Origin of the sequence: Microbacterium sp. Nx66 (genome assembly GCF_904066215.1) — a bacterium.
Classification (GTDB): Bacteria; Actinomycetota; Actinomycetes; order Actinomycetales; family Microbacteriaceae; genus Microbacterium; species Microbacterium meiriae.
Genome location: NZ_LR880474.1, coordinates 1,585,405 through 1,610,544 on the forward strand (window position 1 = coordinate 1,585,405; position 25,140 = coordinate 1,610,544).

Annotated in this window: 26 protein-coding genes; 17 read left to right on the forward strand and 9 right to left on the reverse strand. The window is 70.8% G+C overall.

All coding sequences use genetic code 11. The features are described 5' to 3' along the window. Genes MICNX66_RS07450 through MICNX66_RS07460 form a run of 3 tightly spaced genes read left to right on the forward strand, consistent with a single transcriptional unit; the run spans nt 1 to nt 2,867 of the window. Entirely contained in the window at nt 1-756 is a 756-nt protein-coding gene (locus MICNX66_RS07450; RefSeq protein ID WP_187663958.1) for a lysophospholipid acyltransferase family protein, read from the forward strand. Continuing rightward, nucleotides 746-1,885: an NAD(P)H-dependent glycerol-3-phosphate dehydrogenase gene (locus MICNX66_RS07455; RefSeq protein WP_187663959.1), complete on the forward strand. Its 1,140-nt coding sequence runs from the start codon at nt 746-748 to the stop codon at nt 1,883-1,885. The genes MICNX66_RS07450 and MICNX66_RS07455 overlap by 11 nt, the downstream gene beginning before the upstream one ends. Then, nucleotides 1,785-2,867, forward strand: a complete 1,083-nt coding sequence (locus MICNX66_RS07460) for a D-alanine--D-alanine ligase family protein (protein ID WP_187663960.1) — start codon at nt 1,785-1,787, stop codon at nt 2,865-2,867. The genes MICNX66_RS07455 and MICNX66_RS07460 overlap by 101 nt, the downstream gene beginning before the upstream one ends. 22 nt (nt 2,868-2,889) lie before the next feature. On the opposite strand, the gene MICNX66_RS07465 is transcribed toward MICNX66_RS07460, so the two are convergent. Next, nucleotides 2,890-3,372: a DUF3515 family protein gene (locus MICNX66_RS07465; RefSeq protein ID WP_187663961.1), complete on the reverse strand. Its 483-nt coding sequence runs from the start codon at nt 3,370-3,372 to the stop codon at nt 2,890-2,892. Between the two features lie 23 nt (nt 3,373-3,395). On the opposite strand from MICNX66_RS07465, the gene thiL reads away from it, so the two are divergent. Then, nucleotides 3,396-4,391 (forward strand): thiamine-phosphate kinase, encoded by a 996-nt coding sequence (gene thiL, locus MICNX66_RS07470; protein WP_187663962.1) that lies wholly within the window; start codon nt 3,396-3,398, stop codon nt 4,389-4,391. On the opposite strand, the gene rsmD is transcribed toward thiL, so the two are convergent. Then, nucleotides 4,361-4,975 carry a 16S rRNA (guanine(966)-N(2))-methyltransferase RsmD gene (gene rsmD, locus MICNX66_RS07475; RefSeq protein WP_187663963.1) on the reverse strand — a complete coding sequence of 205 codons (615 nt, stop codon included), beginning with the start codon at nt 4,973-4,975 and terminating at the stop codon, nt 4,361-4,363. The two genes, thiL and rsmD, sit on opposite strands and share 31 nt — an antisense overlap. 60 nt (nt 4,976-5,035) lie before the next feature. Here rsmD and MICNX66_RS07480 point away from each other — a divergent pair, with 60 nt between their 5' ends. The 6 genes from MICNX66_RS07480 (at nt 5,036) to mutM (ending at nt 10,134) form a co-directional block, all read left to right on the forward strand. Further along, nucleotides 5,036-7,210 carry an ATP-dependent DNA helicase RecG gene (locus tag MICNX66_RS07480; RefSeq protein WP_187663964.1) on the forward strand — a complete coding sequence of 725 codons (2,175 nt, stop codon included), beginning with the start codon at nt 5,036-5,038 and terminating at the stop codon, nt 7,208-7,210. 31 nt (nt 7,211-7,241) lie between these two features. Beyond that, nucleotides 7,242-7,739, forward strand: a complete 498-nt coding sequence (coaD, locus tag MICNX66_RS07485) for a pantetheine-phosphate adenylyltransferase (protein WP_187663965.1) — start codon at nt 7,242-7,244, stop codon at nt 7,737-7,739. Between the two features lie 129 nt (nt 7,740-7,868). Further along, a complete protein-coding gene (locus tag MICNX66_RS07490; protein WP_025103319.1) occupies nt 7,869-8,363 on the forward strand; it encodes a YceD family protein in 495 nt (164 codons plus the stop codon). A gap of 2 nt (nt 8,364-8,365) precedes the next feature. Continuing rightward, a complete protein-coding gene (rpmF, locus tag MICNX66_RS07495) occupies nt 8,366-8,575 on the forward strand; it encodes a 50S ribosomal protein L32 (RefSeq protein ID WP_013586329.1) in 210 nt (69 codons plus the stop codon). A gap of 10 nt (nt 8,576-8,585) precedes the next feature. Next, entirely contained in the window at nt 8,586-9,278 is a 693-nt protein-coding gene (rnc, locus tag MICNX66_RS07500; protein ID WP_060923098.1) for a ribonuclease III, read from the forward strand. Next, complete coding sequence (mutM, locus tag MICNX66_RS07505) at nt 9,271-10,134, forward strand: bifunctional DNA-formamidopyrimidine glycosylase/DNA-(apurinic or apyrimidinic site) lyase (protein WP_187663966.1); 864 nt, start codon at nt 9,271-9,273, stop codon at nt 10,132-10,134. The genes rnc and mutM overlap by 8 nt, the downstream gene beginning before the upstream one ends. A gap of 31 nt (nt 10,135-10,165) precedes the next feature. Here the strand turns inward: mutM and MICNX66_RS07510 are convergent, their stop codons facing one another. The 4 genes from MICNX66_RS07510 to MICNX66_RS07525 form a co-directional block, all read right to left on the reverse strand. After that, entirely contained in the window at nt 10,166-11,485 is a 1,320-nt protein-coding gene (locus MICNX66_RS07510) for an FtsX-like permease family protein (RefSeq protein ID WP_187663967.1), read from the reverse strand. Beyond that, nucleotides 11,482-12,177: an ABC transporter ATP-binding protein gene (locus tag MICNX66_RS07515; RefSeq protein ID WP_187663968.1), complete on the reverse strand. Its 696-nt coding sequence runs from the start codon at nt 12,175-12,177 to the stop codon at nt 11,482-11,484. Before MICNX66_RS07515 ends, MICNX66_RS07510 begins: the two co-directional genes overlap by 4 nt. Before the next feature lie 99 nt (nt 12,178-12,276). Beyond that, on the reverse strand, nt 12,277-13,356 hold the full coding sequence (locus MICNX66_RS07520) for a GNAT family N-acetyltransferase (RefSeq protein ID WP_187663969.1): 1,080 nt from the start codon (nt 13,354-13,356) through the stop codon (nt 12,277-12,279). Nucleotides 13,357-13,464: 108 nt separating this feature from the next. Continuing rightward, on the reverse strand, nt 13,465-13,749 hold the full coding sequence (locus MICNX66_RS07525; protein WP_187663970.1) for a hypothetical protein: 285 nt from the start codon (nt 13,747-13,749) through the stop codon (nt 13,465-13,467). Nucleotides 13,750-14,268: 519 nt separating this feature from the next. Between MICNX66_RS07525 and smc the strand changes: the two genes are divergently transcribed. Next, on the forward strand, nt 14,269-17,814 hold the full coding sequence (smc, locus tag MICNX66_RS07530; RefSeq protein ID WP_187663971.1) for a chromosome segregation protein SMC: 3,546 nt from the start codon (nt 14,269-14,271) through the stop codon (nt 17,812-17,814). Between the two features lie 124 nt (nt 17,815-17,938). On the opposite strand, the gene MICNX66_RS07535 is transcribed toward smc, so the two are convergent. Beyond that, on the reverse strand, nt 17,939-18,616 hold the full coding sequence (locus MICNX66_RS07535) for an alpha/beta hydrolase (protein ID WP_187663972.1): 678 nt from the start codon (nt 18,614-18,616) through the stop codon (nt 17,939-17,941). 28 nt (nt 18,617-18,644) lie between these two features. On the opposite strand from MICNX66_RS07535, the gene ftsY reads away from it, so the two are divergent. Then, nucleotides 18,645-19,517, forward strand: coding sequence for a signal recognition particle-docking protein FtsY (gene ftsY / locus MICNX66_RS07540; RefSeq protein WP_025103328.1), 873 nt, complete (start codon nt 18,645-18,647; stop codon nt 19,515-19,517). A 43-nt stretch (nt 19,518-19,560) separates the two neighbouring features. Next, on the forward strand, nt 19,561-20,061 hold the full coding sequence (locus MICNX66_RS07545) for a DUF2004 domain-containing protein (protein WP_060922216.1): 501 nt from the start codon (nt 19,561-19,563) through the stop codon (nt 20,059-20,061). Nucleotides 20,062-20,071: 10 nt separating this feature from the next. Here the strand turns inward: MICNX66_RS07545 and lipA are convergent, their stop codons facing one another. Together lipA and lipB are read right to left on the reverse strand one after the other, a co-directional pair. Beyond that, nucleotides 20,072-21,061 carry a lipoyl synthase gene (gene lipA, locus MICNX66_RS07550; RefSeq protein ID WP_187663973.1) on the reverse strand — a complete coding sequence of 330 codons (990 nt, stop codon included), beginning with the start codon at nt 21,059-21,061 and terminating at the stop codon, nt 20,072-20,074. After that, nucleotides 21,058-21,708, reverse strand: coding sequence for a lipoyl(octanoyl) transferase LipB (gene lipB / locus MICNX66_RS07555; RefSeq protein WP_187663974.1), 651 nt, complete (start codon nt 21,706-21,708; stop codon nt 21,058-21,060). Before lipB ends, lipA begins: the two co-directional genes overlap by 4 nt. Nucleotides 21,709-21,795: 87 nt before the next feature. Between lipB and MICNX66_RS07560 the strand changes: the two genes are divergently transcribed. Genes MICNX66_RS07560 through ffh form a run of 4 tightly spaced genes read left to right on the forward strand, consistent with a single transcriptional unit; the run spans nt 21,796 to nt 25,133 of the window. After that, a complete protein-coding gene (locus MICNX66_RS07560) occupies nt 21,796-22,452 on the forward strand; it encodes a TetR/AcrR family transcriptional regulator (RefSeq protein ID WP_187663975.1) in 657 nt (218 codons plus the stop codon). Then, the gene (locus MICNX66_RS07565; RefSeq protein WP_187663976.1) at nt 22,449-23,051 is read left to right on the forward strand and encodes a hypothetical protein; all 603 of its coding nucleotides are present in this window, start codon (nt 22,449-22,451) and stop codon (nt 23,049-23,051) included. Before MICNX66_RS07560 ends, MICNX66_RS07565 begins: the two co-directional genes overlap by 4 nt. Further along, nucleotides 23,048-23,557 carry an RNA polymerase sigma factor gene (locus tag MICNX66_RS07570; protein ID WP_232089225.1) on the forward strand — a complete coding sequence of 170 codons (510 nt, stop codon included), beginning with the start codon at nt 23,048-23,050 and terminating at the stop codon, nt 23,555-23,557. The genes MICNX66_RS07565 and MICNX66_RS07570 overlap by 4 nt, the downstream gene beginning before the upstream one ends. Before the next feature lie 13 nt (nt 23,558-23,570). Beyond that, nucleotides 23,571-25,133, forward strand: coding sequence for a signal recognition particle protein (gene ffh / locus MICNX66_RS07575; RefSeq protein WP_187663977.1), 1,563 nt, complete (start codon nt 23,571-23,573; stop codon nt 25,131-25,133). Nucleotides 25,134-25,140 lie beyond the last annotated feature (7 nt).

Below are 25,140 nucleotides of genomic sequence, written 5' to 3' on the forward strand. Positions count from 1 at the left end.
ATGGCGTCCCGGTCTCCGGAGAAGACGCGTCCGAGCGTCTTCTGGCCGCTCGCGGCGATCGTCGTCCCGGTGGTGTCGCTGATCGCGAAGATCCGGATCGTCGGTGCGGAGAAGCTGCCGCGCGAGGGCTCATTCGTCCTCGCGCCGAACCACTACTCGGAGTTCGATCCGCTGATCGTCGCCATGGCGGTCTGGCGGATCGGGCGCGCCCCGCGGTTCATGGCCAAGGAGAGCCTCTTCCGGGTGCCCGTGCTCGGATGGTTCCTGCGCAAGACGGGGATGATCCCGGTCGCGCGCACGTCCTCGGCGTCCTCCGCGAAGCAGACGATGGCCCAGTCGGCGGCTCTCGTGGAGCACGGTCGCGGTGTCATCGTGTACCCGGAGGGCACGCTCACCCGAGACCCCGACATGTGGCCGATGCGCGGCAAGTCGGGAGCGGTGCGGCTCGCCCTCGCCGACGGCATCCCGCTGATCCCGATGGCCCAGTGGGGGACTCAGGCGATCATGGGCCGCTACCAGAAGGGGCTCAGCCTCTGGCCGCTCCGGAAGCCCGTCACCGTGATCATCGGCGACCCCGTCGACGTGTCCGACCTCCGCGGTCGCGCCGGCGAGCCGGCGGCGCTGACGGAGGCCACCAACCGCCTCATGAACGCGATCACCGCGCTGCTGGAGCAGGTGCGCGGCGAGAAGGCCCCCGCGGAGCGCTGGAATCCGGCGAGCCACGGCCAGAAGGAGACCGGACGCCTTGACCCCTAAGAGAACCGCGCCGGCCGGACCCCGCGTCGCCGTGATCGGCGCCGGCAGCTGGGGCACCACGTTCGGCAAGATCCTCGCCGACGGCGGCGCTCACGTGACGATGTGGGCGCGCCGTGCGGAGCTGGCGCACGAGATCCATGAGGCGAAGCGCAACTCGCGCTACCTGCCCGGCATCAACCTGCCCCGCACGATGGCGGCCACGCATGAGCTGGCGACCGCCCTCGAGGGCGTCGACCAGGTCTACCTGTCCGTGCCGAGTCAGTCGCTGCGGGAGAACCTCAAGGCGCTGCGCCCGCTGATCGCTTCGGGCGACGCGAAGATCGTCAGCCTCATGAAGGGCGTCGAGCGTGGCACCGGACTGCGCATGAGCCAGGTGATCCAGCAGGAGCTGCAGTGCGATCCCGACCGGGTCGCCGTCGCCTCCGGTCCCAACCTCGCGCTGGAGATCGCGCGGGAGCAACCGACCGCGGCCGTGATCTCGTCGCGCAGCCAGGAGACGGCGGACGTCGTGGCCCGCGCCGCGCGCAACTCCTACTTCCGCACGTTCGTGAACACCGACGTCATCGGCACGGAGTTCGGCGGGGTGCTCAAGAACCTCATCGCCGTCGCCATCGGGATCGTCGACGGCGTGGGCTACGGCGAGAACACGAAGGCCTCGATCATCACCCGCGGCCTCGTCGAGATGACCGACTTCGCGGTGGCGAACGGTGCCCAGCCGGAGACCCTGCAGGGACTGGCGGGGCTCGGCGACCTCATCGCGACGTGTCAGTCGCCGCTGAGCCGCAACAACACCGCCGGGCGGCTGCTCGGACAGGGATACAGCTTCCAGGATGTGGTGAAGCAGATGCAGCAGACCGCGGAGGGTCTGGCCTCGGTCGCCCCCGTGCTGCAGCTCGCCCGCGAAGCCGATGTGCACATGCCGATCGTGGAGCAGGTGAAGATGGTGCTCGACGGCAAGATGGATCCCCGGGACATCGCCCCGCATCTGACGACGGACGACGACACCCCGCAGGGGGAGAGGACCAACCATGGACAAGCAGACGGTGGTGGTGCTCTTCGGAGGGCGCTCCAGCGAGCATTCGATCAGTTCCGCAACGGCGGGGGGAGTGCTGGGCGCGATCGATCGTGACCGGTATGCCGTGATCCCGGTGGGGATCACCCGCGAGGGCGCCTTCGTCCTGGAGGACGACGATCCGGCGAAGTTCCCGCTGGACGCCGCGCACCTGCCCGAGGTCGTGGACAACGGCACCCGGGTGCTCTGGCCGGAGCCCGGCGGCGACCGCACTCTGCGCGTCGTGCACCCCAGCGGCGCGACCGAGGGGCTGGGCGAGATCGACGTGGTCCTGCCGATCCTGCACGGACCCCACGGCGAGGACGGCACCATCCAGGGCTACTTCGACACGCTCGAAGTGCCCTATGCCGGCGGCGGCGTGCTCGACTCGGCGCTGTGCATGGACAAGCACTTCATGAAGATCGCGCTGCGGGCCGCCGGCATCTCGGTGGCACCGGGCGTGACCGTGCGCCGCCGCGAGTGGGACGTCGACCCTGCGGCCGTGCGCCGCCGTGCTGTCGAGCTCGGCCTGCCCGTCTTCGTCAAGCCGGCGCGCGCCGGATCGAGCGTCGGCGTCTCGAAGGTGACGGCTCCGGAGGAACTCGATGCCGCCCTCGCCATCGCCTTCGCCGAGGACGACAAGGTCCTCATCGAGGCCGGGATCACCGGGCGGGAGATCGAGGTCGCGGTCCTGGAGACCGCCGACGGCGTCCGCGCCTCCCTTCCGGGGGAGATCGTGCTGACCGACCGCGGCTTCTACGACTTCGAGGGCAAGTACCTCGGTGGCGACGGCGTCGATGTGGTGTGCCCCGCGGAGCTGAGCGAGGCGGAGGTGGCGGCCGTCCAGGAAGCCGGCGTGCGTGCCTTCCAGGCGGTGGACGGTCGTGGCCTCGCCCGCGTCGACATGTTCCTCACCCCGGACGGCGAGCTCGTCGTCAACGAGCTCAACACCATGCCCGGATTCACGCCCATCTCGATGTTCCCGAAGTGCTGGGTCGCGTCAGGGCTGAGCTACGGCGATCTCATCACCGAACTGGTCGAGGCGGGTCTGCGCCGCTGACATCGGCGTTCCCTGCGGGCGCTCAGCTCGCGGGGAACTCCACCCGGTCCGTGCACTGCGCGGTGGCCGGTGCGAGTCCGGACTGGATGTTCGACGAGAGGCTGTCGACGATCGACTGGAAGTCGACCTGCTCGCCGCGGCGGATGATGACCTCGATGGCCGGCTCCCGACCGTAGGTGACGAGGCGCTGGCGCTCGTCTTCCTGCTCCAGGACCAACCAGTCGACGCCACCGAGGGTGGTGCAGACGAGGTCGGACGGGGCGGGGGGCTCCACGCCGCAACGCAGGACGACCGTGGGATCGCCCCACGCGCCTGTCGCCTGCGCGTCGGTCCACACCCGCTCGTAGCCGCCGACGGTGTCCGGCAGGAGCACGGAGACGTTCGCGCAGGCCGGGTCGTTCGCGTCCTCCGCAGGCTCGAGGTGCACGGTGGTGGAGCATCCGGCGAGTCCGGCGGCGAGGGCGATCGACCCCGCGACGGCAGCGAGGCGGCGGGAACGAAGCATGCATCCAGGCTACCTTTGACGACATGCCCTCCCGACCCGACTCCGACGATCCGCGCCTGGGAGATCTCTCGGAGGGCCGCATCCTCCGCGCCATCCTCCAGCGCACCGCGCCCGCCGCGCACACGCTCCTCGGGCCGGGTGACGACGCCGCCGTCATCGCGGCTCCCTCCGCCTCCGTCGTCGCGACGACCGACACCCTCGTGCACGGGCCGGACTTCCGCCTCGCCTGGACGAGCGGCTACGACCTCGGGTGGAAGGCGGCGGCGGTCAACCTCGCCGACATCGCCGCCATGGGCGCGCGTCCCACCGCCCTGCTCGTGGCTCTCGCCGTGCCGCGTGAGCTCCGGTTGTCCTTCGTGGAGCGCCTGGCTGACGGCTTCCGCGAGGCCTGCGCGGCGCTCGCCCCCGGGTGCGCGGTCGTCGGCGGCGACCTCACGGTGTCCGAGGTGCTCACGGTCGCCGTGACGGCACTGGGCGACCTCGAAGGCCGCCCTCCGGTGACCAGGGCGGGGGCGCGACCGGGCGACGTCGTCGCCGTGGCGGGGGAGCTGGGCCATGCCGCGCACGGACTGGCGGTGCTGTTCGGACGCTTCCGGGACGGCGAGACGCCGGTGCCGGTCGATCCTCCGGCCCTCGCGGCGGGGGAGAGCGCCGCGGTCGCCGCGCAGCTGCGACCATCCCCGCCCATCGGCCTCGGCGTCGCCGCGGCGGCCGCCGGCGCGACCGCGATGATGGACGTCTCGGACGGCCTCGCCCTCGATGCGCGTCGCCTTGCGGAGGCCTCCGGCGTCACCCTCGCGCTGGACGGCGCGGCGCTCGGTGCGAACCCGGAGCGGGCGCTCGCGGGCGGTGAGGACCATGCGCTGCTCGCGACGTTCCCGGACGGCGTGCTGCCGCCGGGGTTCCGCGCGATCGGTGTCGTGCGGTCGCGCGGCGACGAGGACCTGCTCTGCGACGACCGTCCTGTGGATGTGAGCGGCTGGGATCCCTACCGGGACTGGGACTCCGTCTCCGGCTGAACGGTCGCGGACGCCGGCTCGTCGCGGTCCGGCTCGGCCCACCAGAGGGTGGTGTCGCCGTAGGTCTTCTCCCGGAACACGCGGAGCCCGGCCGCCGTGAAGTCGGGGGTCGGGGAACGGCGGGCACGCTCGACGACCACGACGGCGTCGTCGCTGAGCAGTGGAGCGAGGGCGGCCAGGTCACCGTCCATCGCCTCGTCGTCGATGTCGTACGGCGGATCCGTGAACACGAGGTCGTACGACCCGGACGCTCGGCCGAGGAACGCCCGGACGGTCGCCTCCTGGACCTGCGCGGACGCGGCGCCGGACGCCTTCGTCACTGCCGCGACGTTGCGGCGTACGACGGCTGCCGCCTGCCGGTTGCGCTCCACGAGGTCGGCGCTTCGGGCGCCGCGGCTCAGGGCCTCGAGCCCGAGCGCGCCGGAGCCCGCGTAGAGGTCGAGCACCCTGGCACCCGCGATCGCGTCGAGCGACTCCAGGGCGCCGAACAGCGACTCGCGCACGCGATCGCTCGTCGGCCGTGTCCCGGCACCGGGGACGTCGAGCCGGGTGCCGCGTGCCGTTCCGGCGATGATCCTCGTCACCCGTTCACGATACGACAGGGCGCGGGCGGTCGTGTCCGTGCGGTTCCCTAGACTCGGAGCATGTCGCTCACGCTCGAATCCTCGCTGGAGGAGGCCCTCGGTGCGGCGTCGGCCAAGACGCTCGACCGCGCCTTCGGCATGAAGACCGTCGGCGATCTGCTCGCGCACTATCCGCGTCGGTACGCCGACCCCGGCGAGCTCACCCCCATCCGCGACCTCCCCATCGGAGAGACCGTCACCATCGTCGCGGAGGTCCTCTCGTCGAGCTTCCGTCGGATGCGCAACCGGCCGGGAGCCATGGTCGACGTCGTCATCGGCGACGGCGTCGGTCGCATGTCGTTGACCTTCTTCGCGAAGAACGTCGGCGCAGCGGAATGGCGCTCCAAGGATCTGGCGGTCGGACGCCGTGGCGTGTTCTCCGGCAAGGTCGGCGAATTCAACGGGATGACCCAGTTCGCCCACCCGGAGTACGAACTGTTCGACGACGAGGACGCGGCGCGGCGGCGTGCCGATGCCAGGGCGGCCGTGCCGATCCCGATCTACCCGGCCACCTCCGCGATCCAGACGTGGCAGATCGCCCGGCTCGTCGGTCGTGTCCTGGACGACCTCCCGACCGTGCCGGACCCGCTGACCCCGGAGATCCGCACCCGCGAGGAGCTGCTGACGGCGCGGGAGGCGCTGGAGGCGATCCACCGCCCGCGCTCCCGCAACGACATCGATCCCGCGGTGCGCACATTGCGCATGCACGAGGCGCTGACCCTGCAGACGGCCCTGCTCCAGCAGCGTGACGCGGTGCGGGCTCTGGCCGCCACCTCGCGGCCGGCGACCCCAGGCGGCCTCCTGGAACGCTTCGACGCCGCCCTGCCCTATACGCTCACGCCCGACCAGGAGACGGTCGGTGCGCAGATCGCAGACGACCTCGTCGGCTCCTGGCCGATGAACCGACTGGTGCAGGGCGAGGTCGGTTCGGGAAAGACGCTGGTGGCCCTGCGGGCGATGCTGCAGGTCGCCGAGAGCGGGGGACAGGCGGCTCTGATCGCGCCGACGGAGGTCCTCGCGGGGCAGCATCTGCGTTCGATCACGAAGATGCTCGGTCCGCAGCTCGCCCCCCTGCTGATGCCGACCCTGCTCACCGGGCAGATGCCGGCTGCCGACCGTCGCAAGGCCGCGCTGCGCGTCGCCTCCGGCCAGGCGCTGATCGTGGTCGGCACCCATGCGCTCCTCGGGGAGAAGACCACGTTCGCCGACCTCGGGCTGGTCGTGGTCGACGAGCAGCATCGGTTCGGGGTCGAGCAGCGGGAGGCGCTGCGTGCGAAGGGATCCAGCCCGCACGCGCTCGTCCTCACCGCGACGCCCATCCCGCGGACGGTCGCGATGACGGTCTTCGGCGACCTCGACACCTCGGTCATCCGCACGATGCCGGCCGGCCGCGCCGGCATCGAGTCGTACGTCGCGCCGTTGGCCGAGCATCCCGGCTGGTTCAACCGGGTGTGGGAACGGGCAGCGGAGGAGATCGCGCAGGGCCGGCAGGTGTTCGCCGTCTGCGCGGCCATCGACACCGCAGCGAAGACGGCCGAGGCGGGGGAGCAGGCGCTGCTCGCCCCCGAGGGCGGCAAGGGCCCCCGCTGGGGCGTGGTCCAGCTCGACGAGGCCTTGGCCACCCATCCGACCCTCGGCGGGCTCCGGCGGGCGGTGCTCCACGGGAAGATGCCCTCCGAGGAGAAGGACGCCGTCATGCAGGCCTTCGCTCGCGGGGAGATCGACCTCCTCCTCGCGACGACCGTGATCGAGGTGGGCGTGGACGTCCCCAACGCCTCGACGATGATCGTGCTGGACGCGGACCGCTTCGGGGTCTCCCAGCTGCACCAGCTCCGCGGTCGGGTGGGGCGAGGCGGCGTCCCGGGACTCTGCCTGCTTGTGACCGAGGCCGAGGCCGGATCGGTGGCCCGTGAGCGTGTCGACGCGGTCGCCGCCACCCTCGACGGCTTCGCGCTGGCCGAGGTCGACCTCGAACTCCGCGGCGAGGGCGACGTGCTGGGCGCGGCACAGGCCGGCGTGCGGTCGTCCCTCAAGCTGCTGCGCGTCGTCAAGGACGCCGCCCTCATCACGCGGGCTCGCGAGCTCGCGGAGGACATCCTCGCCATCGACCCCGAGCTGGCGGCGCATCCCGGGCTCCGGGAGGCCATCGGACGGCGCGTCACCGACGAGGATCGCGCGGCGCTCGCGAAGAACTGATCGCCGTTCCGGGTGCCCTAGGCTGGATGCCATGAGCAGCCGGATCGCCGTCGTCCCGGGTTCCTTCGATCCGCCGACCCTGGGTCACCTCGACGTGATCCGGCGTGCGGCCGCCCTCTACGACGAGCTGCACGTGCTCGTCGTGCACAACCCGGGCAAAGAGGCGATGCTGCCGATCGCGCAGCGGCTGGCACTCCTGGAGCGCTCGATCGCCGAGGACGGCATGGCGGGCGACATCGTCATCGGGTCCTGGAGCATGGGTCTGCTCGTCGACTACGCGCGCGATGTGAACGCCGGCGTGCTCGTGAAGGGGATCCGCTCGCAGGTCGACGTGGCGTACGAGTCGCCGATGGCGATCGTCAACCGGCACCTCGCCGACATCGAGACCGTCTTCCTGCTCCCCGACCCCGCGCATGCGATGGTCTCGAGCTCCCTGGTGCGGCAGGTCGCGAGCCTCGGTGGAGACGTGTCGCCGTTCGTGCCGCCGGCGGTCGCCTCGTTCCTCGACACCGGCGCGCGCGGGATCTGATCCGCGTCCCGCTCCCGGCGGTCTCCCGGCCCTCCTCTCCGGTGACCCGGGTAGCATGGCGGGGTGCGTTCCCGACTCAACAGCCCTTTCGTCCTCCCCGTCCGTGACATCGTCCGGCGCCCGGGGGAGATGCGCGAGCACTCCTTCTCGGTGCCCCTGACGGAGCAGTGGGGGGAGGGGATCGTCTCCTTCGAAGCGGGCTCGGAGCTCGATCTCGACGTGCGCCTGGAGTCCGTCCACGAGGGCATCCTCGTCACCGGAGAGGCGGAGGGCGAGTACGTCGGCGTGTGCGGTCGATGCCTCACCGACATCGCCCGGCCCGTCGAAGTCGAGTTCCAGGAGCTTTTCGCGTATCCTGGTGAGGAAGAAACTGACTTCGAGGTTCAAGACGACCACGTGGATCTTGAAACTCTCGTCAGGGATGCGGCCGTTTTGGCCCTTCCTTTTCAGCCGGTGTGTCAGCCGGATTGCCTCGGGCTCGACCCGGTCACAGGCGAGAGGCTGACCGAGAGCACCGGAACGGAGCAGGCCGCTCCCATCGATCCTCGGTGGAGCGCGCTCCAGCAGATCACAGACCAGGACGGCACGGCAGAACGCGGTGCCGCCGAGAAAGAAGAGAGCTAGTCATGGCTGGTAACCCCCCGAAGCGCAAGGTCTCCCGTTCGAACACCCGCTCGCGCCGCGCGCAGTGGAAGGCGGAGGCCCCCGCGCTCGTCAAGACCATCGAGAACGGCAAGGTCGTCTACAGCCGTCCGCACCAGGCGAAGGTCGTCACCGACTCGCAGGGCACCGAGCTCTTCCTCGAGTACAAGGGCCGCAAGGTCGCCGACGTCTGAGTCGCGAACCGTGACGGAGGTCCCCGGGGGGACGAGGCCTCTCCCAGACAAGCTCCGCGTCGATATCGACGCGGAGCTTCTGGAGTTGGCCCTCACCCACCGCTCCTACGCGTACGAGCACGGCGGCATCCCGCACAACGAGCGTCTCGAGTTCCTCGGCGACTCGGTGCTGGGGCAGGCCGTCACGGTCATGCTGTTCACACGGCACCCCGAGCTCGACGAGGGGGAGCTGGCGAAGCGTCGGGCGAGCGTCGTGTCGACGGTCGCCCTGGCGGAGGTCGCTCGCGGCATCGATCTGGGCAGTCACCTGCTGCTCGGACGCGGTGAGGAGCAGACCGGTGGTCGCGACAAGGACTCGATCCTCGCGGACACCATGGAGGCCGTCATCGGCGCCACCTACCTGTCCGCCGGGCCCGAGGCCGCGACGGCGCTCGTCCTGCGTCTGACCGAGCCGTTGCTCGCCGATCCCGAGCGGTACGGCGCGGCGATGGACCCGAAGACCAGCCTGCAGGAGCTCGCGGCACGCCTCGGCGCCACGCCGCCGCAGTACTCGGTCGAGGCCAGCGGCCCCGACCACGACCGGCGCTTCACCGCGACCGTGGCCGTGGGCGACGTTCGCATGACGGGTGCCGGCAGCAGCAAGAAGACGGCGGAGATGGCGGCGGCACTCAGCGCCTGGCGCACCCTCAGCGAACGTGCCTGAGCTCCCCGAGGTCGAGGTCGTCCGCTCGGGCCTCGCCCCGGCCGCGGTGGACGCCGTCATCACCGGCGTCAGCGTCTTCGACGAACGCGCGCTCACCCGGCACACTGCCGGAGCCGCGGACTTCGTCCAGCGTCTGGAGGGTCGCCGCTTCACCGCGGCCGCGCGGCGGGGCAAGTTCCTCTGGTTGCCGCTCGATTCCGACGACTCCGCTCTGATCGCGCATCTGGGCATGAGCGGCCAGATGCTGCTCCGCGCGCCGGACGCTCCATCCGAGCGGCACGAGCGGATCCGTCTGAGTATCGAGCACCCGCGACACGGCGAGCTCGCGATCGTGTTCGCCGATCAGCGCACCTTCGGATCGCTGGCCGTCGACGCCCTCGTCCCCGACGGCCCCTCCCGCATCCCGACACAGGTCGCGCACATCGCACGCGACCCGCTCGACCCGTTCTTCGACGACGCGGTCTTCCGGGCCGCCCTCGCCCGGCGGCACAGCGCGATCAAGCGGGTGCTGCTGGACCAGGGTGTCGTGAGCGGCATCGGCAACATCTACGCCGACGAGTCGCTGTGGGCGGCCCGCATCCATCCGGAGACACCGGCCGACGCCCTGCCGACCCGGGCGGTGAATCGCCTGCTCGCCGAAGTGCGATCCGTGCTGCAGAAGGCTCTCGCCGAGGGCGGCACGAGCTTCGATGCCCAGTACGTCAACGTCAACGGGCAGGCCGGCTACTTCGCGCACTCCTTGAACGCCTACGGTCGTGGTGGGAAGCCCTGCCCGCGCTGCGGCACGCCGATCACCCGTGCCGCCTTCATGAACCGCTCCTCGCACTTCTGCCCGCGCTGCCAGCGGAGGCGCTGACCCGGGCCGGTATCCCCGGCCCGCGACCGCATCACGCCGGAGCGAAAGCACGATCCAGCAGCGGACGGGTCGCCCAGGTGCTCGCCCACACGACTCCGATGCCGACGGCGACGACGGTCGCGATCGTCATCAGCGAGAGGGGCGCGACGATCAGCGCGATCCCCACCAGCGGGAACACGAGCACCGCAGCGCACAGCGCGGATCCCACCGCCGTGACGAGCAGCGGCGACATGATCGCGCGACGGCGCGCGCGGTCCACGGTCTCGACGGGCATACCCAGGTGGTGCAGGCTCCGGTGCAGGTCGCTCTTGTCGAGCACGTCCGAGGCCTGATTCACACCGACGGAGGCGGCAACCATGAGGAACGAGCCGACGAGGGTGATGATGAGCCCGGTGCGGATGTCCTCCGCGAGCGCGATGCTGGAGGGATCGTCACCGGCCCCGATCGTGTCGAGGAGGGCGACGCCTGTGCCGGCGAAGACGGCCATGAAGCTCGCCATCGCGATCCCGCCGACCTGACGCCAGGCCGCCTTCGGAGCGTCGAGCACGAGGCGTGCGGCCAGCAGCCGTTCGGGACGCTCCGCCCGCCGAAGCTGACGTCCCGCCGACACCTTCAGCACCCATGGGCCGAGCACGTTCAGGACCGTGAGGGCGAGCGCGAACGTCGCCGCGAGCACCGCGATCGTCGCCACGATCCCGCCGATCATCGGGAAGACCTTGACGAGCACGAACGCGAAGGCGATGCCCACCACCGCGATGACGGCCCGGACCCAGTGCACGTTCGTCGGCGCCGTGCGCGTTCGGACTCCGAGTGGCGAGATGACGACGCGGCGCAGCCCCACGACGGCACTTCCGGCGGCGAGCACGAGCACGCCGGCCACGACAGCGGCGATCATCACCGGAGGGAGCACGACCGCAGGCAGGCCGAGCGGCTCGCCACGGAACGGGATCAGACCGATGAGCGGGCTCAGGGCCAGATGGCCGCCGACACCGATGATCGCGCCGGTGGCGGCGACGAGGACGGACTCGACGACGGTCGCCGTCGTCACCCCGCCCGGAGTCACCCCGAGCAGACGCAGAGTGGAGAGACGTTCGTCGCGGCGTCGGGCGGACAAGCGGGCGGCGGCGCCGCCGAGCGAGGCCAGCGGCACGACCAGGAGGACCAGGGCGATGGCGGCGAGCGCCTGGTACAGGACGGCCTCGTCGTCGGTCCAGGTCCAGAAGGCCTGGGCCCCGCCGACGACGGTGAGGACGAGGGTCGTGACGACCGCGAAGGCGACGATCGGGAGCGCGAGGACGCTCCGCTGTCCGGGAGCGGGACGCAGGAGCAGGCCGAGGACGGAGAGGTTCACGCGTTCACCGCCGAACCGAGGATGCGGCCGTCCCGGACAGCGACCGTGCGGGTGCAGCGGGCGGCGACGTCGGCGTCGTGCGTGACGACGATGAGGGTGCGGCCCTGTCCGGTCGTGGACCACAGGAGCGCGTCCATGACCTCGGCGGAGGTGTGCGAGTCCAGGGCGCCGGTCGGCTCGTCGGCGAAGACGAGGTCCGCACCCGTGGCCTGGGCTCTGGCGATGGCCACGCGCTGGGCCTGTCCTCCCGACAGCTCGCCGATGCGCCGTTCCTCCATGCCGCCGAGACCCAGTGCCGCGAGCCACGACGCCGCGTGGGGGAGTGCGTCCTTCTTCGCGACACCGTTGATCATCGAGGCGAGGGCGACGTTCTCCACTGCCGTCAGCTCGGGGATCAGCAGTCCCTGCTGGAAGACGAACCCGAATCGCTCGCGACGCAGCCGGGAGCGCGCCGCCTCGCCGAGCGCGGTCACCTCGATGGGCGTTCCGGTGGACGGGTGGAAGACCACGCGCCCGCTGTCCGGGGCGGTGATGCCCGCCAGCACGTGCAGGAGTGTGGTCTTGCCCGACCCCGACGCTCCCATGATGGCGACGGACTCGCCGCGGTGCACGGTGAGGTCGACTCCGGCGAGGGCGTGTGTGACGCCGTAGGTCTTCACGAGGGCGTGGGCTTCGATCACGGGAGTGTTCATGTTCCCAGCCTCGCCGGAGACCTGTGCCGGTGTCGTCGGTCAGGCGGATGAAGCTGAGCGGTAGCCGTCATCCGAGAGGATGACGGCTACCGCTCGTCCTCAGATCTTCTTCTGCCACGCGCCCGCGTACGACACGGGGACGAAGCCGATCGCCTCGTTGATGTCGAGCATCGGCCGGTTCTCCTCGGCGTTGAACGTGGAGACCACGTCCGAATCCGGGACGAGCTCCCGCCACCGCAGGAGGTTGGCGCACTTCACGATCGTTCCGAGGCGATGGCCGCGGTGGTCCTTGGCGACCAGCGTCCCGAACTGGTGGGTGGTCCCGGTCTTCTCCGCACCGATCAGCAGCTCGTTGTACGCGACGAGGGTGCCGGACGGGACATGCTCCACGGCGACCACGGACACCGTCTGGCCGGCGCCCGTGAGACGAGCATCGCGGCGGACGACCCGATCGGCGTCGTAGACCTCGGCGACGAAGTCCATGTCGCCACTGGGGGCGTCGGTCGACAGTCGGGCGAGCACCGCGGCGTATCCGTCGCGGAACTCCGGCGGGGTGGGCAGCTCCCACTCGACCACGCGGTAGTCCGGACCCGCCGCCGTGAGCGCCGCGCCCAACGCGCGGCGCAGGGGCTCCGGGTCGGCACGCAGGTCGAGCTCGCTGTTGCGCTCCACCTGCTCCAGCGTGAAGCCGCGGGCTTCGACCACGTCGCTCAGCGCTGTCGCCGGGATGCGCCCCCATCCCGTGCGCGGTTGGAGCATGCGGTCGGCCTCCTCGGGGCGGTGGAGGGTCCAGATCTGCAGGACGCTCCGGCCGCGCTCCCTGGCCTCGGTCTCGGCGCGGTCGAGCAGCGCGTCCTCGACACCACGCCCGGTGTGGGCGGCCGGGACGAGGAGGTCGAGCTCGGCGGCGTGCGCGTCCTCCTCCTGTGCGAAGGACACCGTCACCATGCCGATGATGTCGTCCCCCTCGCGCGCCACGAATCCGAGGTCCAGCGCATCGGAGTCGTCCTGCCAGTTGGGCAGCATCTGCGCGGCGTCCGGGGCGAGGTCGGGGAGGCCGACCTGCTCGTCGCAGATCTGTCGATTGAGGGCGCCGTAGGCGCGGAAGTCCGCGGCGTTCGCATCGGCGAGGGTGGCCGGGACGATCAGCGGCGTGATCGTCAGTGCGGCGGTCGTCATGTCGGGTCCTTCGTGTCGGAGGGAGGAGGAGGTGCCGGGTGGCCCGGCGTCCGTCCGCAGCTGTACGGACGGACGCCGGGTCGGCGTCGATGCGGTCGTCATCGTCTGTCAGCGCATTCCGCGCTGCATGTCGTGCATGAGGAGGGCGTGCGCCTCCGCAGCCGAGCGGTGACGCTGCTCTCCGACGAGGAACAGGTCGCCGGGATCGACGGTCCACGACCGGCGCGGACGCCGGGGCCGCTGCGCCCGCTGGAACAGCCAGAGGCCGATCCGGAGCGAGAGGCGGTCCGCGATGCCGAGCTGACGCAGCTCGTCGTCGCGGGGGATCTGGAGGACCTCGCGGTCCTCGGTATCGGGCGGATGGGTGGTGCTGCGTGACAGCGTGATGTTCACGATGGTTCCTTCGAAAGGGATGGATGGGGTGCGGAAGCACCACGTCAGGACCGAGTCGTCGGCCGCGACGGGTGCGGACGAGAGCAGCGCCTGTGGAGCCGCGGAATGCGGAGGCCGGAGGCGGGGATCCATGATCCGAGGGGATCAGAGGGTGGGACGCGACAGAACAGGCGGGAGAAGACCCGGATCGGGTCTGCGTTCCCAGGCTGCGGTTCTAGCCGAGCGAGCCGTGACGGACGCCGGCGGTCACCGATGCCGCGTGGCGCGGCGCAGAGTGCGCAGGCGCGGCGAGGCCAAAGACCTCTGCGGTGTGCTGAGTGATCATCATCGGTAACCTCCTTTCGTGTGGCGATCCGGAGGCCACCGTAGCGAAACTCACAGGAGATCGTCAAGCATTTCGTGCTAGCACCGGCGTGTCGCGATCGAGCCGGGGTCCGTGACGACCGCGCGGGATACCGGCCGTTCCGCGGGATTCCGGTAGCGTAGCGGCGTGAATCTCCCCGGACGAGCGGTCGCCCCATGCACCTGAAGAGCCTGACGCTCAAGGGGTTCAAGTCGTTCGCACAGCCGACGACCTTCGTGTTCGAGCCCGGCGTCACGTGCATCGTCGGACCGAACGGCTCCGGCAAGTCCAACGTCGTCGACGCCCTCGCCTGGGTGATGGGGGAGCAGGGAGCGAAGACGCTCCGCGGCGGGAAGATGGAGGACGTCATCTTCGCCGGCACGTCGACCCGCGGCCCCCTCGGGCGTGCCGAGGTGCAGCTCACCATCGACAATGCGGACGGCGCGCTGCCCATCGAATACGCCGAGGTGACCATCAGCCGCACGCTGTTCCGCAACGGCTCCAGCGAATACGCGATCAATGGGGAGGGCTGCCGTCTCCTCGATGTGCAAGAGCTGCTCAGCGACTCCGGCCTCGGCCGCGAGATGCACGTCATCGTGGGTCAAGGACGGCTCGACACGGTGCTCCAGGCCTCGCCGGAGGATCGACGCGGCTTCATCGAGGAGGCGGCGGGCATCCTCAAGCACCGTCGGCGCAAGGAGAAGACGCTGCGCAAGCTCGACGCGATGGAGGCCAACCTCACGCGTCTGAGCGATCTCGCGGGGGAGATCCGCCGCCAGCTCAAGCCGCTCGGCCGCCAGGCCGAGATCGCGCGCGAGGCGCAGACCATCGCCGCCGTCGTCCGCGATGCCAAGGCCCGACTGTTCGCCGACGACGTCGTTGCGCTGCGCACAGCCCTCGCCGACCACACCCGGACCGAGCAGGAGCGGCACACCGAGCGCCTGGTGCTGTCCGACCAGGCCGAGACCGTGCGCGCCGGGATCGCTCGGCTGGAGAAGAACCAGAACTCGATCGCCGTCGACGAGGCGCGCAGCGTCGCCTTCGGGCTCGAGCAGGTGCAGGAGCGGGTGCGCGGGCTCTACACGCTCGCCAACCAGCGCCTCGCGCTTCTCGGGTCCGAGGAGGACGACGCGGCCGTGACCGCGGTGACCGTCACACAGGCGACGATCGACGAGGCGAAGGAGGACATCGAGACGATCTCGTCCGGCCTCGGCGATGCGCAGGACGCCGCGGCTGCGGCGAGTCGCGAGGTCGTGAACGCCCGCGCCGAGCTCGACACGCTCGACGTGGACATCGCGGAGCAGAGCGCGCTCGTCTCCGAGTACGACATGCGACTGTCCTCGCTCCGCGGGAACGCCGATGCGGCGGCGTCGGCCCTGGCCGCCGTCCGCGGCGCCGTGCTCCGCCAGGAGAACGCCCTCGAAGCCGCGCACGCCCGGCGACGAGAGGCCGAAGAAGCCCTGGAGGCGATCGACGACGCCGAGGCCCCCGAGGGCACGGCCGTCGAGTACGCCGCGGCCTACGAGAGCGCTCAGCGTGCGGCGACGGCGGCGGAGGCGGAACGGGAGAGCCTGCGCGAACGGCTGCATGCCGCCGAGCGCGAGGTCGACGCCCTCACCGCGAAGGCTGCCGCCCTGAGCAGTGCCCTGTCGCTGTCGGGAGGCGCCGCCGAGATCGTCGCCGAGGGGGGTCCAGGGGTCCGCGGTCTCGTCGGTGATGCCGTGCAGGTGCGGGCGGGATACGAAGCCGCGATCGCGGCCGTCCTCGGTCCGCTGGCCGAGGGTGTGCTGGTCGGTTCCGCGGAGGATGCGTTCATCCTCGCGGCGGAGGCCGCAGAGCGCCGCCGGGGCGTGGTCGACTTCGTGGTCGCCGATGCCCCGAGGGAGCAGCCGACACCCCCGGCCGTCGACGGCGTGATCGCCGCGACGGAGACGGTGACCGCGCCGGACGGGATCCTCGGCATCCTGGCGCACGTTCTCATCGCCGACGACCTCGATGCGGCGCGTGCCGCGCGGCGCGTTCTCGACGCGAGAGGCGACACCTCGACCACGATCGTGACCACCGGCGGCGACGTCATCACCGCTCAGACCCTGCGCACGGGTTCCGGAGGGGAGCGTTCGCGCCTCGAACTCGCGGCGGAGCGGGACACCGCGACCGAGCGGCTCACCGAGATCCAGGTCGTCGTCGACTCCCTCCGCGAGGCGCGTATCGACGCCGACGAGGCCGTGGAGGAGACGCGGCGTCAGGCGAAGGACGCGCTGCGCGCGTTGCGCGAGCACGACGCCGCCCTCGCGACGCACGCGGAGCAGCTCAACAAGGTGACCGTGCGTCACGAGGCCGCTGTCGCCGAATGCGATCGCCTGGAGACCGGACTCGCCCAGGCGCAGGCCGCCGTGGCCGACGCGGAGGCGAAGGCGGAGGCGGCGAAGGCGGAGCTCGATGCCGCGGTCGCCGCGCCGCGTCCGGTGCTCGACGCCTCGGCGCGCGACGGTCTGTTGGAGGCACTGGAGAGCGCCCGCGAGGGCGAGGTCCGGGCTCGTCTGGAGGTCGAGACCCTGCGGGAGCGGGTCCGGGCGGCGCAGTCCCGGGTGACCGCATTGGAGCGGCAGCGCGAGCAGGAGCGGGACGCCGCGGCAGAGGCCGCCCGACGCGCCGTCATCCGCCGGGCGCAGCGCGAGGCGGCATCCGGAGTCGTGGACGAGCTGCCGCGCATCCTCGACTCCCTCGACCGCTCCGTGACCGAAGCCCGCGTCGCTCTCGCGGAGGCGGAAGCCGCCCGGTCGGCGCAGAACGAGGAGCTCGTCGCGCTGCGCGCCCAGGAGTCGTCGCTGCGGGAGCGTCTGGCCGGGCTCACGGAGAGCGTTCACGGCCTGGAACTGCAGATCCACGAGAAGAAGCTCCACCTGAACAGCCTGTTGGAGCGCGTCTCCTCGGAACTCGCGCTCGACGAGGACGTGCTCGTCGCCGAGTATGGGCCGGACCAGCTCGTGCCGCGGGATCCCGGGGCGGAGCCGGCCGATGGCGAGCTGCTCGACGACACCGCGATCCCGTTCGACCGCCGCATCCAGCAGCGGCGTCTCGCGGACGCGGAGCGGAAGCTCGCGCAGCTCGGGCGGGTCAACCCGCTGGCACTGGAGGAGTTCGCCGCCCTGGAGCAGCGTCACGCGTTCCTCACCACGCAGCTCACGGACCTGACGCAGACCCGGCAGGATCTGCTGACCATCATCGCCGACCTCGACGAGCGCATGCAGACGATCTTCGCCAGCGCGTTCGAGGACACCAAGGAGGCGTTCGGCCAGGTCTTCCCGCTGCTGTTCCCCGGCGGCACCGGCAGCATCTCGCTGACCGATCCGGACAACATGCTGACGACGGGCATCGAGGTCTCGGTCCGTCCCGTCGGGAAGAAGATCGAGCGGCTCTCGTTGCTGTCCGGCGGAGAACGGTCGCTGGCCGCGGTGGCGCTCCTGGTGGCGATCTTCAAGGCGCGTCCCAGCCCGTTCTACATCCTCGACGAGGTCGAGGCCGCCCTTGATGACGCGAACCTGGGCCGGCTCCTCACCGTCTTCGAGCAGCTGCGGGAGAGCTCCCAGCTCCTCGTCATCACGCACCAGAAGCGGACGATGGAGATCGCCGACGCGCTCTACGGCGTGTCGATGCGTCAGGACGGCGTCTCGGCCGTGGTGGGTCAGCGCGTCGGCGACCGCGCCGCCGCCGCCGTCTGAGTCCTGCCGCCCTCCCTCGGCGCGCACAGCTTCGGAGATCATGGCCCTCATCCGGCGTGTCGATGGTCGGATCCGGCGTGTCGCCCGCGGTCTCCGAAGCTGTGACCGGACGGACGGGGCCGGGTCAGATCGCGAGGGAGCGTTCGAAGCCCGTGATCACAGTCGGGAAGTCGGGATGGTCCTGCGGGCGGTGAGCGTAGCCGGGGAGCATCATGTGGTCGGCTCCGACGTCGACGAGCCTGCTGGCGATGATCTCGTACTCCTCGTTCCATCCGCCGGTGACCACGAGGGTCGGCACGCCGGCGAGACAACGCTCCCGGATGCCGTGACCCCAGGGGAGGTTCGTGGTCGCCCACCGCTGCGCGACCGCGCGCTCGTCCTCCCAGCGCTCCCGGGTGGACGGGCCTCGGAACATGAGCGGGCGCAGGATGGACCAGAAGCCGAAGAGGTCGCCCTGCGTCACCCTCGCCCGTGCCTCCGTCACCACCGCGATATGCCGCTCGATCGGAGCTTCACCGCGGGCGATGTCGTACAGGGCGGGCTCGACGAGGACGAGGCCGGACACCCGCAGGCCGTCGGCGATGGCGCGCACGGCGGTCACCGCGCCGATCGAGTGCGCGAACACGAGCGGCGTCCGGTCACGCTCTCCCTCGACGAGAGCGCCCGCCTGCGCTTCGACGGACGACTCCGGCGGGAAGCTGAGGAAGGTCCCCGACTCCGGATCCTGCGAGGGCCACGCGGTGGTGCCGCGTCTCCCGGCACCGTGCAGGAACACCCGGTGCGGGAGCGGCGCGCGGTGCATCCCTGGATGCTACCCGTAGGCTGGACGCATGGCAGAGAAGTCCTGGTCTCTCGGTCGCGCGCTGCGCGGCATGTTCGTGAAGCCCACCATCGACGAGACGACGTGGGAAGACCTGGAGACGGCGCTCATCACGGCGGACTTCGGCCCCGACATCAGCGAACGCATCGTCGAAGAGCTGCGCGACAAGGTCGCGAAGTACCGCACCACCGACCCCAAGGACCTCCAGCGCATGTTGCGGGAGACCCTGGAGGAGCACTTCGCGAAGTTCGACACCACTCTGAAGCTCACCGAGCGGCCCGCCGTGGTCCTCGTCGTGGGTGTGAACGGCGTGGGCAAGACGACGACGATCGGGAAGTTCACGAAGTTCCTTCGCGGCTACCAGCGGAGCGTGGTGGTGGGGGCTGCCGACACCTTCCGTGCGGCCGCCGTCGACCAGCTCGCCACCTGGGCCCAGCGCGGGGGAGCGGCGATCGTCCGCCCGCAGCAGGAGGGGCAGGACCCGGCATCCGTCGCCTTCCAGACCGTCGAATACGCCAAGCGCGAGGGCATGGAGATCGCGATCATCGACACGGCGGGGCGGCTGCACACCAAGGGCGGTCTCATGGACGAGCTGGGCAAGATCCGCCGCGTCGTCGAGAAGCAGGCCCCGATCAGCGAGGTGCTCCTCGTCCTCGACGCCACGACGGGACAGAACGGGGTGATGCAGGCGGAGACCTTCCTGCAGCACGCGGGCGTGACGGGGCTCGTGCTCACCAAGCTCGACGGCTCGGCCAAGGGCGGCTTCGTGCTCGCCGTGCAGGAGCGGACGGGCATCCCGGTCAAACTCCTCGGACAGGGCGAGGGCATCGACGATCTGACCGGTTTCACGCCGCACGTGTTCGTGCAGGCGCTGGTCGGCTGACACAGGGCTTCCGCCCCGAGCACCAGGCTGGTTTCATAGCGTTATGGCGATCGAACACGACTACTTCGGACTGCTGTCGTCGGGCCCCGACGGCTCGATCTTCTGGTCGGAGACGGTCGAACTCGGCGACCAGAGCGTGACCGTGGACCTGACGGCTCCGGACCAGGACGACGTCTCCGCCGACGCCCTCGACATCGCCGCCGGACTCATCGCCGGTCTGGAGAACGTGGACGCGACCGCGCGCCGCGGAATGCTCGCCGAGGTGGACGACCGCACGAGTGAGGTGACCGAGTACATCCTGCAGCAGCAGGAGGTGTTCGGCGACGACCTCCCCGACGTCCTCATCGACGTGTCCGGGGACGCGGCCGTGGACATCATCCGGTCGCTGCGCCTGATGAGCATGACGATCCTCGCCGACGAGCACGGCGGCTCCGAGCCGTTCGCCGTCCTGGAGTACGCGCTCGATGACAGCGCCACCGACGACGTGCTGCTCGTGAACCTCGGTTCCGACGGCAGCGTGCAGTCGGTGATGAGCGCCGACTGACCGCCGCCCGTCAGACGGCCTGCGCGAACCCGAGGTCGGCGCTGTCCGCGATGTGCGCGAGATGAGCGGGGATCTCCCGTCCCTTCGAGGTCATCGACTGCGCCCAGAGCCGCCCGGCGCGGTACGAGGAGCGCACGAGAGGACCGGCGAGCACCCCGAGGAAGCCGATCCGCTCCGCCTCCTCCTTGAACTCGACGAACTCGGCGGGCTTCACCCACCGGGAGACCGGAAGGTGCCGCGGCGTCGGGCGGAGGTACTGGGTGATGGTGATGATGTCGCAGCCGGCGTCGTGGAGGTCCTGCAGCGCCTGGACGACCTCCTCCGGCTCCTCGCCCATGCCGAGGATGAGGTTCGACTTCGTGATGAGTCCGGCATCGCGAGCCTGCGTGAGCACGTTCAGCGAGCGCTCGTAGCGGAACGCGGGGCGGATGCGCTTGAAGATGCGGGGCACGGTCTCCACGTTGTGCGCGAACACCTCGGGGCGTGCATCGAAGATCTGGCCGAGGAAGGCGGGGTCGGCGTTGTGCTCGTTCGCCAGCAGCTCCACTCCGGTGTTCGGGTTGAGCTCGTGGATCTTCCGCACCGTCTCGGCATTGAGCCAGGCTCCGGTGTCGGGGAGGTCGTCGCGGGCCACGCTCGTCACGGTCGCGTAGCGGAGGTTCATCCGCTGCACGCTCTCGGCGACGCGTCGTGGCTCGTCGGTGTCGTAGTCCGCGGGCTTGCCGGTGTCGATCTGGCAGAAGTCGCAGCGGCGCGTGCACTGCGACCCGCCGATGAGGAAGGTCGCCTCGCGGTCTTCCCAGCACTCGTAGATGTTCGGGCAGCCGGCCTCCTGGCACACCGTGTGCAGGTCCTCGCTCTTCACGAGGGAATGCAGCGCCGAGTACTCCGGTCCCATCTTGGCCTTGGTCTTGATCCACTCGGGCTTGCGCTCGATCGGGGTCTCGGCGTTGCGGATCTCGAGGCGGAGGAGCTTGCGCCCCTCGGGTGCGGCGGTCATGCCGGGACTCCTGTCAGGTCGGGTGCGTGGGCGGTGCGGAAGGCGTCCTGCACGGCGTCGACGAGGTCGAGCGGGCCGACCACGCGGCCGGACACCTCGCTCACCGTGGTGACGCCGGCGTCGGTGATGCCGCAGGGGATGATGTCGCGGAAGGGCGCGAGGCTGTTGTCGCAGTTGATGGCGAAGCCGTGCATGGTGACGCCCTGCTGCACGCGCACGCCGATCGCGGCCACCTTGTCCTCCGACAGCGGTCGACGCACCCACACCCCGCTCCGCCCCTCGACCTGGTGACCGTCGACCCCGAACGGGCGCAGCACCTCGATGAGGATCCGCTCCAGCCGCCGCACGTGCGCGACCACGTCCATCGGCTCCGGCAGCCGGAAGATCGGGTAGCCGACGAGTTGCCCCGGCCCATGCCAGGTGATCTTCCCGCCGCGGTCGACGTCGATGACCGGGGTCCCGTCCTGGGGGCGCTCGTGATCCTCCGTGCGCTTCCCCGCGGTGTACACGGCCGCGTGCTCGAGCAGGATGAGGGTGTCCGGGCGGGCGCCGGAGACCACGTCCGCGTGCACGCGGCGCTGCAGGGCCCAGCCCTCTTCATAGGGGACGGGGGTCGGCATGAAGCCGGGAGTGAGGATGTCGAGCATGCGTCGTCGCTTCCCTCGAATACATGGATTGCGTCCAACAATACATCCTCGTCCGGGCCGCGGCGTCCCGCGCGGTACCGTGAAGTCATGAACCGGACTGGTCGCGCCGGCCGCCCGAAGGCTTCCTCGCGCGAGACCCTCGCAGAGGCCGCCTGCGAGCTCTTCCTGGAGCGCGGGTACGAGGCCACCTCCATCGCCGACATTACCCAGCGGGCGGGGGTCAGCCGTTCGAGCTTCTTCAACTACTTCACGTCGAAGAGCGACGTGCTGTGGTCCGGCATCGACGAGCGCATCGGCGTCGCGATCGCCGCGCTGGACGACCTCGGCCGCGAGGCCACGGGGGCGCGGGTGCGCGGGATCCTGCAGGGGATCGTGGACGATTTCGCCCCGGATCCGTTGGCGTTGGCGCTGCGGAATGCGGAGGCCATGGCGCTCGAGGTGGAGCTGGTGCGGGAGACGGGTGTCCGTCTGGCCCGCCTCGCCGCCGCGGTCTCCCGTGCGGCGTGCGCGGCGGGTATCGATGTGATGCGTGCGGACGTGCTGGGAGCGGCGCAGGCGGCCGCCGTCCTGTCCGCCCTGCGCGTCTGGGCCGAGGAGGGGGCAGGCCGCGGCACACCGGAGTCCGTGCTCCGCGAGGCGCTCGCCCGCGTGCACGATCTGCCCTGGGGGAGTGACGCGCGGACGGATCGGTGTCGGCCGGACACGTCAGTGATGAAGGCATCCCTGACGAGGAGGACACCATGACCACGGATCCGCTGGACGACCTGCTGGACGGCTCGGCGCCGCCCACCCCCGCCGTCGCTGGACACGAGCTGCGGGCGATGATCGACGCGTCCCGTGGGCGCGCTCGGCCCCGCCTCCGGTCGCGCGGTGTGATCGCCGCGGTCACGGCGGTGGTCCTGGTGGGCGGCGCCGGGGTGGCCACCGCCTCCTCCGACTGGCTCTGGGGCGACGGCCTCGAGGATCCCGCGCGGAGCTACCGGTTCACCGCGCCGACCTGGGGAGAGTGCGAGATCCGCTTCAGCCGCCTGGACACGCACAACCCGCTGATCCAGGCCGATGTCGATCGTGTGATCGATCAATGGTTCGCCTCGGCGGATGTGGAGGCGGAGGCCGCGCCCTACGTGGACGGCCAACTGCGGATGCTCGAGCAGGGCGACGAGGCCGCGGGTGTTCCGACGACGGATCAGAATGCGGCGGACACCCGCGCCTGGATGGCTCATGAGGGCGCGTTGAACGAGGCGCTCCACGCCGAACTCGAGGAGCACGGGTTCGGTCCGATCCCCGGAGCCGACTCCCACTCCCAGGTGCATTGCGACGACGAAGCCTGGAGCGGCGAGTGAGCAGCCGTGCCGACGACGCGGCGCTGATCGGCGCGTTCGAGGCGTGCGCCCCGGATCTCCTGGCCTACCTCGCGCGTCGGGTCGGGGCGGATGACGCCGGCGACCTGCTCGGCGAGACGATGGTCGTCGCCTGGCGGCGCGTCCGGCATCTGCCCGACGACCCCGAACGGGCGCGGATGTGGCTGTTCGGAGTCGCTCGCAAGACCCTGCTCAACCACGCCCGCGGTGAGAGGCGTCGGCGCGCCCTGCACGAACGGGTGCGGGGAGAGGGAGAGGGATCCCGGCTGCAGGCACCGCCGGCGGACGGGGGCGCGGAGGTGCGCGACGCCATCGCCCGCCTGGATCCCGACCTCGCGGAGGTCATCCGCCTGGTGCACTGGGACGGATTCAGCCTGACCGATGCGGCCGCACTGCTCGGGGTCCCCGCGTCCACGGTCCGGGGGCGTCACCAGCGGGCCAAGACACTGCTCCGTGCCGCGCTGAGCGTGGAGGCTCCGCTCGCGTAGAATCGTAGGCACCATGGCTACCTTTGGCACGCTCTCCGATCGGCTCACCGACACCTTCCGCAACCTGCGCACGAAGGGAAAGCTCACCGCCGCCGACGTCGACGGCACGGTGCGCGAGATCCGTCGTGCTCTGCTCGACGCCGACGTCGCGCTCGCGGTCGTCAAGGACTTCACCGCCAAGGTGCGCGAGCGTGCTCTCGGCGACGAGGTCAACAAGGCGCTGAACCCCGCGCAGCAGGTGGTGCAGATCGTCAACGAGGAGCTGGTCCAGATCCTCGGCGGGGAGCAGCGGCGCCTGCAGTTCGCCAAGACCGCGCCGACCGTGATCATGCTCGCGGGCCTTCAGGGCTCGGGAAAGACGACGTTCGCCGGCAAGCTGGCCAAGCAGCTCGAAGGAGAAGGGCACACGCCTCTGCTCGTCGCCGCCGACCTCCAGCGCCCGAACGCGGTGAACCAGCTCCAGGTGGTCGCCGAGCAGGCCGGAGCCACCGTGTACGCGCCCGAGCCGGGCAACGGCGTCGGCGACCCCGTCAAGGTGTCGCGCGACGGCGTCGAGCACGCCCGCCGTCAGCAGCATGACGTGGTCATCATCGACACCGCCGGCCGCCTCGGCGTCGACGCCGAGCTCATGAAGCAGGCCGCCGACATCCGCAAGGCCGTCGACCCGGACGAGGTGCTCTTCGTCATCGACGCGATGATCGGTCAGGACGCGGTCAACACCGCTAAGGCCTTCCAGGAGGGAGTGGACTTCACCGGCGTCGTCCTCTCGAAGCTCGACGGCGACGCCCGAGGCGGAGCGGCGCTCTCGGTCGCCTCGGTCACGGGGCGTCCGATCATCTTCGCCTCGACGGGCGAGCGGCTGGAGGACCTCGAGCCGTTCCACCCCGATCGTATGGCCAGCCGCATCCTCGACCTCGGTGACATCCTCACCCTCATCGAGCAGGCGCAGCAGGCTTTCGACGAGGACGAGGCGCGCAAGGTCGCCGAGAAGCTCGCGAACGAGGCCTTCACCCTGGAGGACTTCCTCGAGCAGCTTCAGCAGATGAAGAAGATGGGCTCGATGAAGAAGATGCTCGGGATGCTCCCGGGCATGGGGCAGATGAAGCAGCAGCTCGAGGACTTCGACGAGCGCGAGATCGACCGTACCGAGGCCATCATCCGCTCCATGACGCCGGTCGAGCGTCGCAACCCCAAGATCCTCAACGGTTCCCGTCGTCTGCGCATCGCGCGCGGCTCCGGCATGACCGTCACCGACGTCAACCAGCTCGTGCAGCGCTTCGAGCAGGCCGCGAAGATGATGAAGACCGTCGCTCGTGGCGGCACGCCGAACATCCCGGGCATGGGTCCGGTGCCCGGAATGGGCAAGCCCGGGGCCTCGTCGAAGCGCGGCAAGAAGGGCAAGGGCGGCGGCGGAAACCGCTCCCGCTCCGGCAACCCGGCGAAGCGCGCTGCGGAGAACGCCGGCCTCGCGGCTTCCACGGCACCCACCGGCTCGGGCTTCGGCCTCGGCGGGGGAGCGGAGGCACCGTCGGAGGCCGACCTCGCCGAGATCCAGAAGCTGTTCGGCAAGGGCTGAGCGGCCG

Bases quoted from the DNA above. Each gene is read 5' to 3' on its own strand.
- MICNX66_RS07450 (WP_187663958.1), top strand. From the start codon at position 1: ATGGCGTCCCGGTCTCCGGAGAAGACGCGTCCGAGCGTCTTCTGGCCG.
- MICNX66_RS07460 (WP_187663960.1), top strand. From the start codon at position 1,785: ATGGACAAGCAGACGGTGGTGGTGCTCTTCGGAGGGCGCTCCAGCGAG.
- MICNX66_RS07465 (WP_187663961.1), bottom strand. From the start codon at position 3,372: ATGCTTCGTTCCCGCCGCCTCGCTGCCGTCGCGGGGTCGATCGCCCTC.
- thiL (WP_187663962.1), top strand. From the start codon at position 3,396: ATGCCCTCCCGACCCGACTCCGACGATCCGCGCCTGGGAGATCTCTCG.
- MICNX66_RS07480 (WP_187663964.1), top strand. From the start codon at position 5,036: ATGTCGCTCACGCTCGAATCCTCGCTGGAGGAGGCCCTCGGTGCGGCG.
- coaD (WP_187663965.1), top strand. From the start codon at position 7,242: ATGAGCAGCCGGATCGCCGTCGTCCCGGGTTCCTTCGATCCGCCGACC.
- MICNX66_RS07490 (WP_025103319.1), top strand. From the start codon at position 7,869: ATGCGCGAGCACTCCTTCTCGGTGCCCCTGACGGAGCAGTGGGGGGAG.
- rpmF (WP_013586329.1), top strand. From the start codon at position 8,366: ATGGCTGGTAACCCCCCGAAGCGCAAGGTCTCCCGTTCGAACACCCGC.
- MICNX66_RS07515 (WP_187663968.1), bottom strand. From the start codon at position 12,177: ATGAACACTCCCGTGATCGAAGCCCACGCCCTCGTGAAGACCTACGGC.
- MICNX66_RS07520 (WP_187663969.1), bottom strand. From the start codon at position 13,356: ATGACGACCGCCGCACTGACGATCACGCCGCTGATCGTCCCGGCCACC.
- smc (WP_187663971.1), top strand. From the start codon at position 14,269: ATGCACCTGAAGAGCCTGACGCTCAAGGGGTTCAAGTCGTTCGCACAG.
- MICNX66_RS07535 (WP_187663972.1), bottom strand. From the start codon at position 18,616: ATGCACCGCGCGCCGCTCCCGCACCGGGTGTTCCTGCACGGTGCCGGG.
- ftsY (WP_025103328.1), top strand. From the start codon at position 18,645: ATGGCAGAGAAGTCCTGGTCTCTCGGTCGCGCGCTGCGCGGCATGTTC.
- MICNX66_RS07545 (WP_060922216.1), top strand. From the start codon at position 19,561: ATGGCGATCGAACACGACTACTTCGGACTGCTGTCGTCGGGCCCCGAC.
- lipA (WP_187663973.1), bottom strand. From the start codon at position 21,061: ATGACCGCCGCACCCGAGGGGCGCAAGCTCCTCCGCCTCGAGATCCGC.
- lipB (WP_187663974.1), bottom strand. From the start codon at position 21,708: ATGCTCGACATCCTCACTCCCGGCTTCATGCCGACCCCCGTCCCCTAT.
- MICNX66_RS07560 (WP_187663975.1), top strand. From the start codon at position 21,796: ATGAACCGGACTGGTCGCGCCGGCCGCCCGAAGGCTTCCTCGCGCGAG.
- MICNX66_RS07565 (WP_187663976.1), top strand. From the start codon at position 22,449: ATGACCACGGATCCGCTGGACGACCTGCTGGACGGCTCGGCGCCGCCC.
- ffh (WP_187663977.1), top strand. From the start codon at position 23,571: ATGGCTACCTTTGGCACGCTCTCCGATCGGCTCACCGACACCTTCCGC.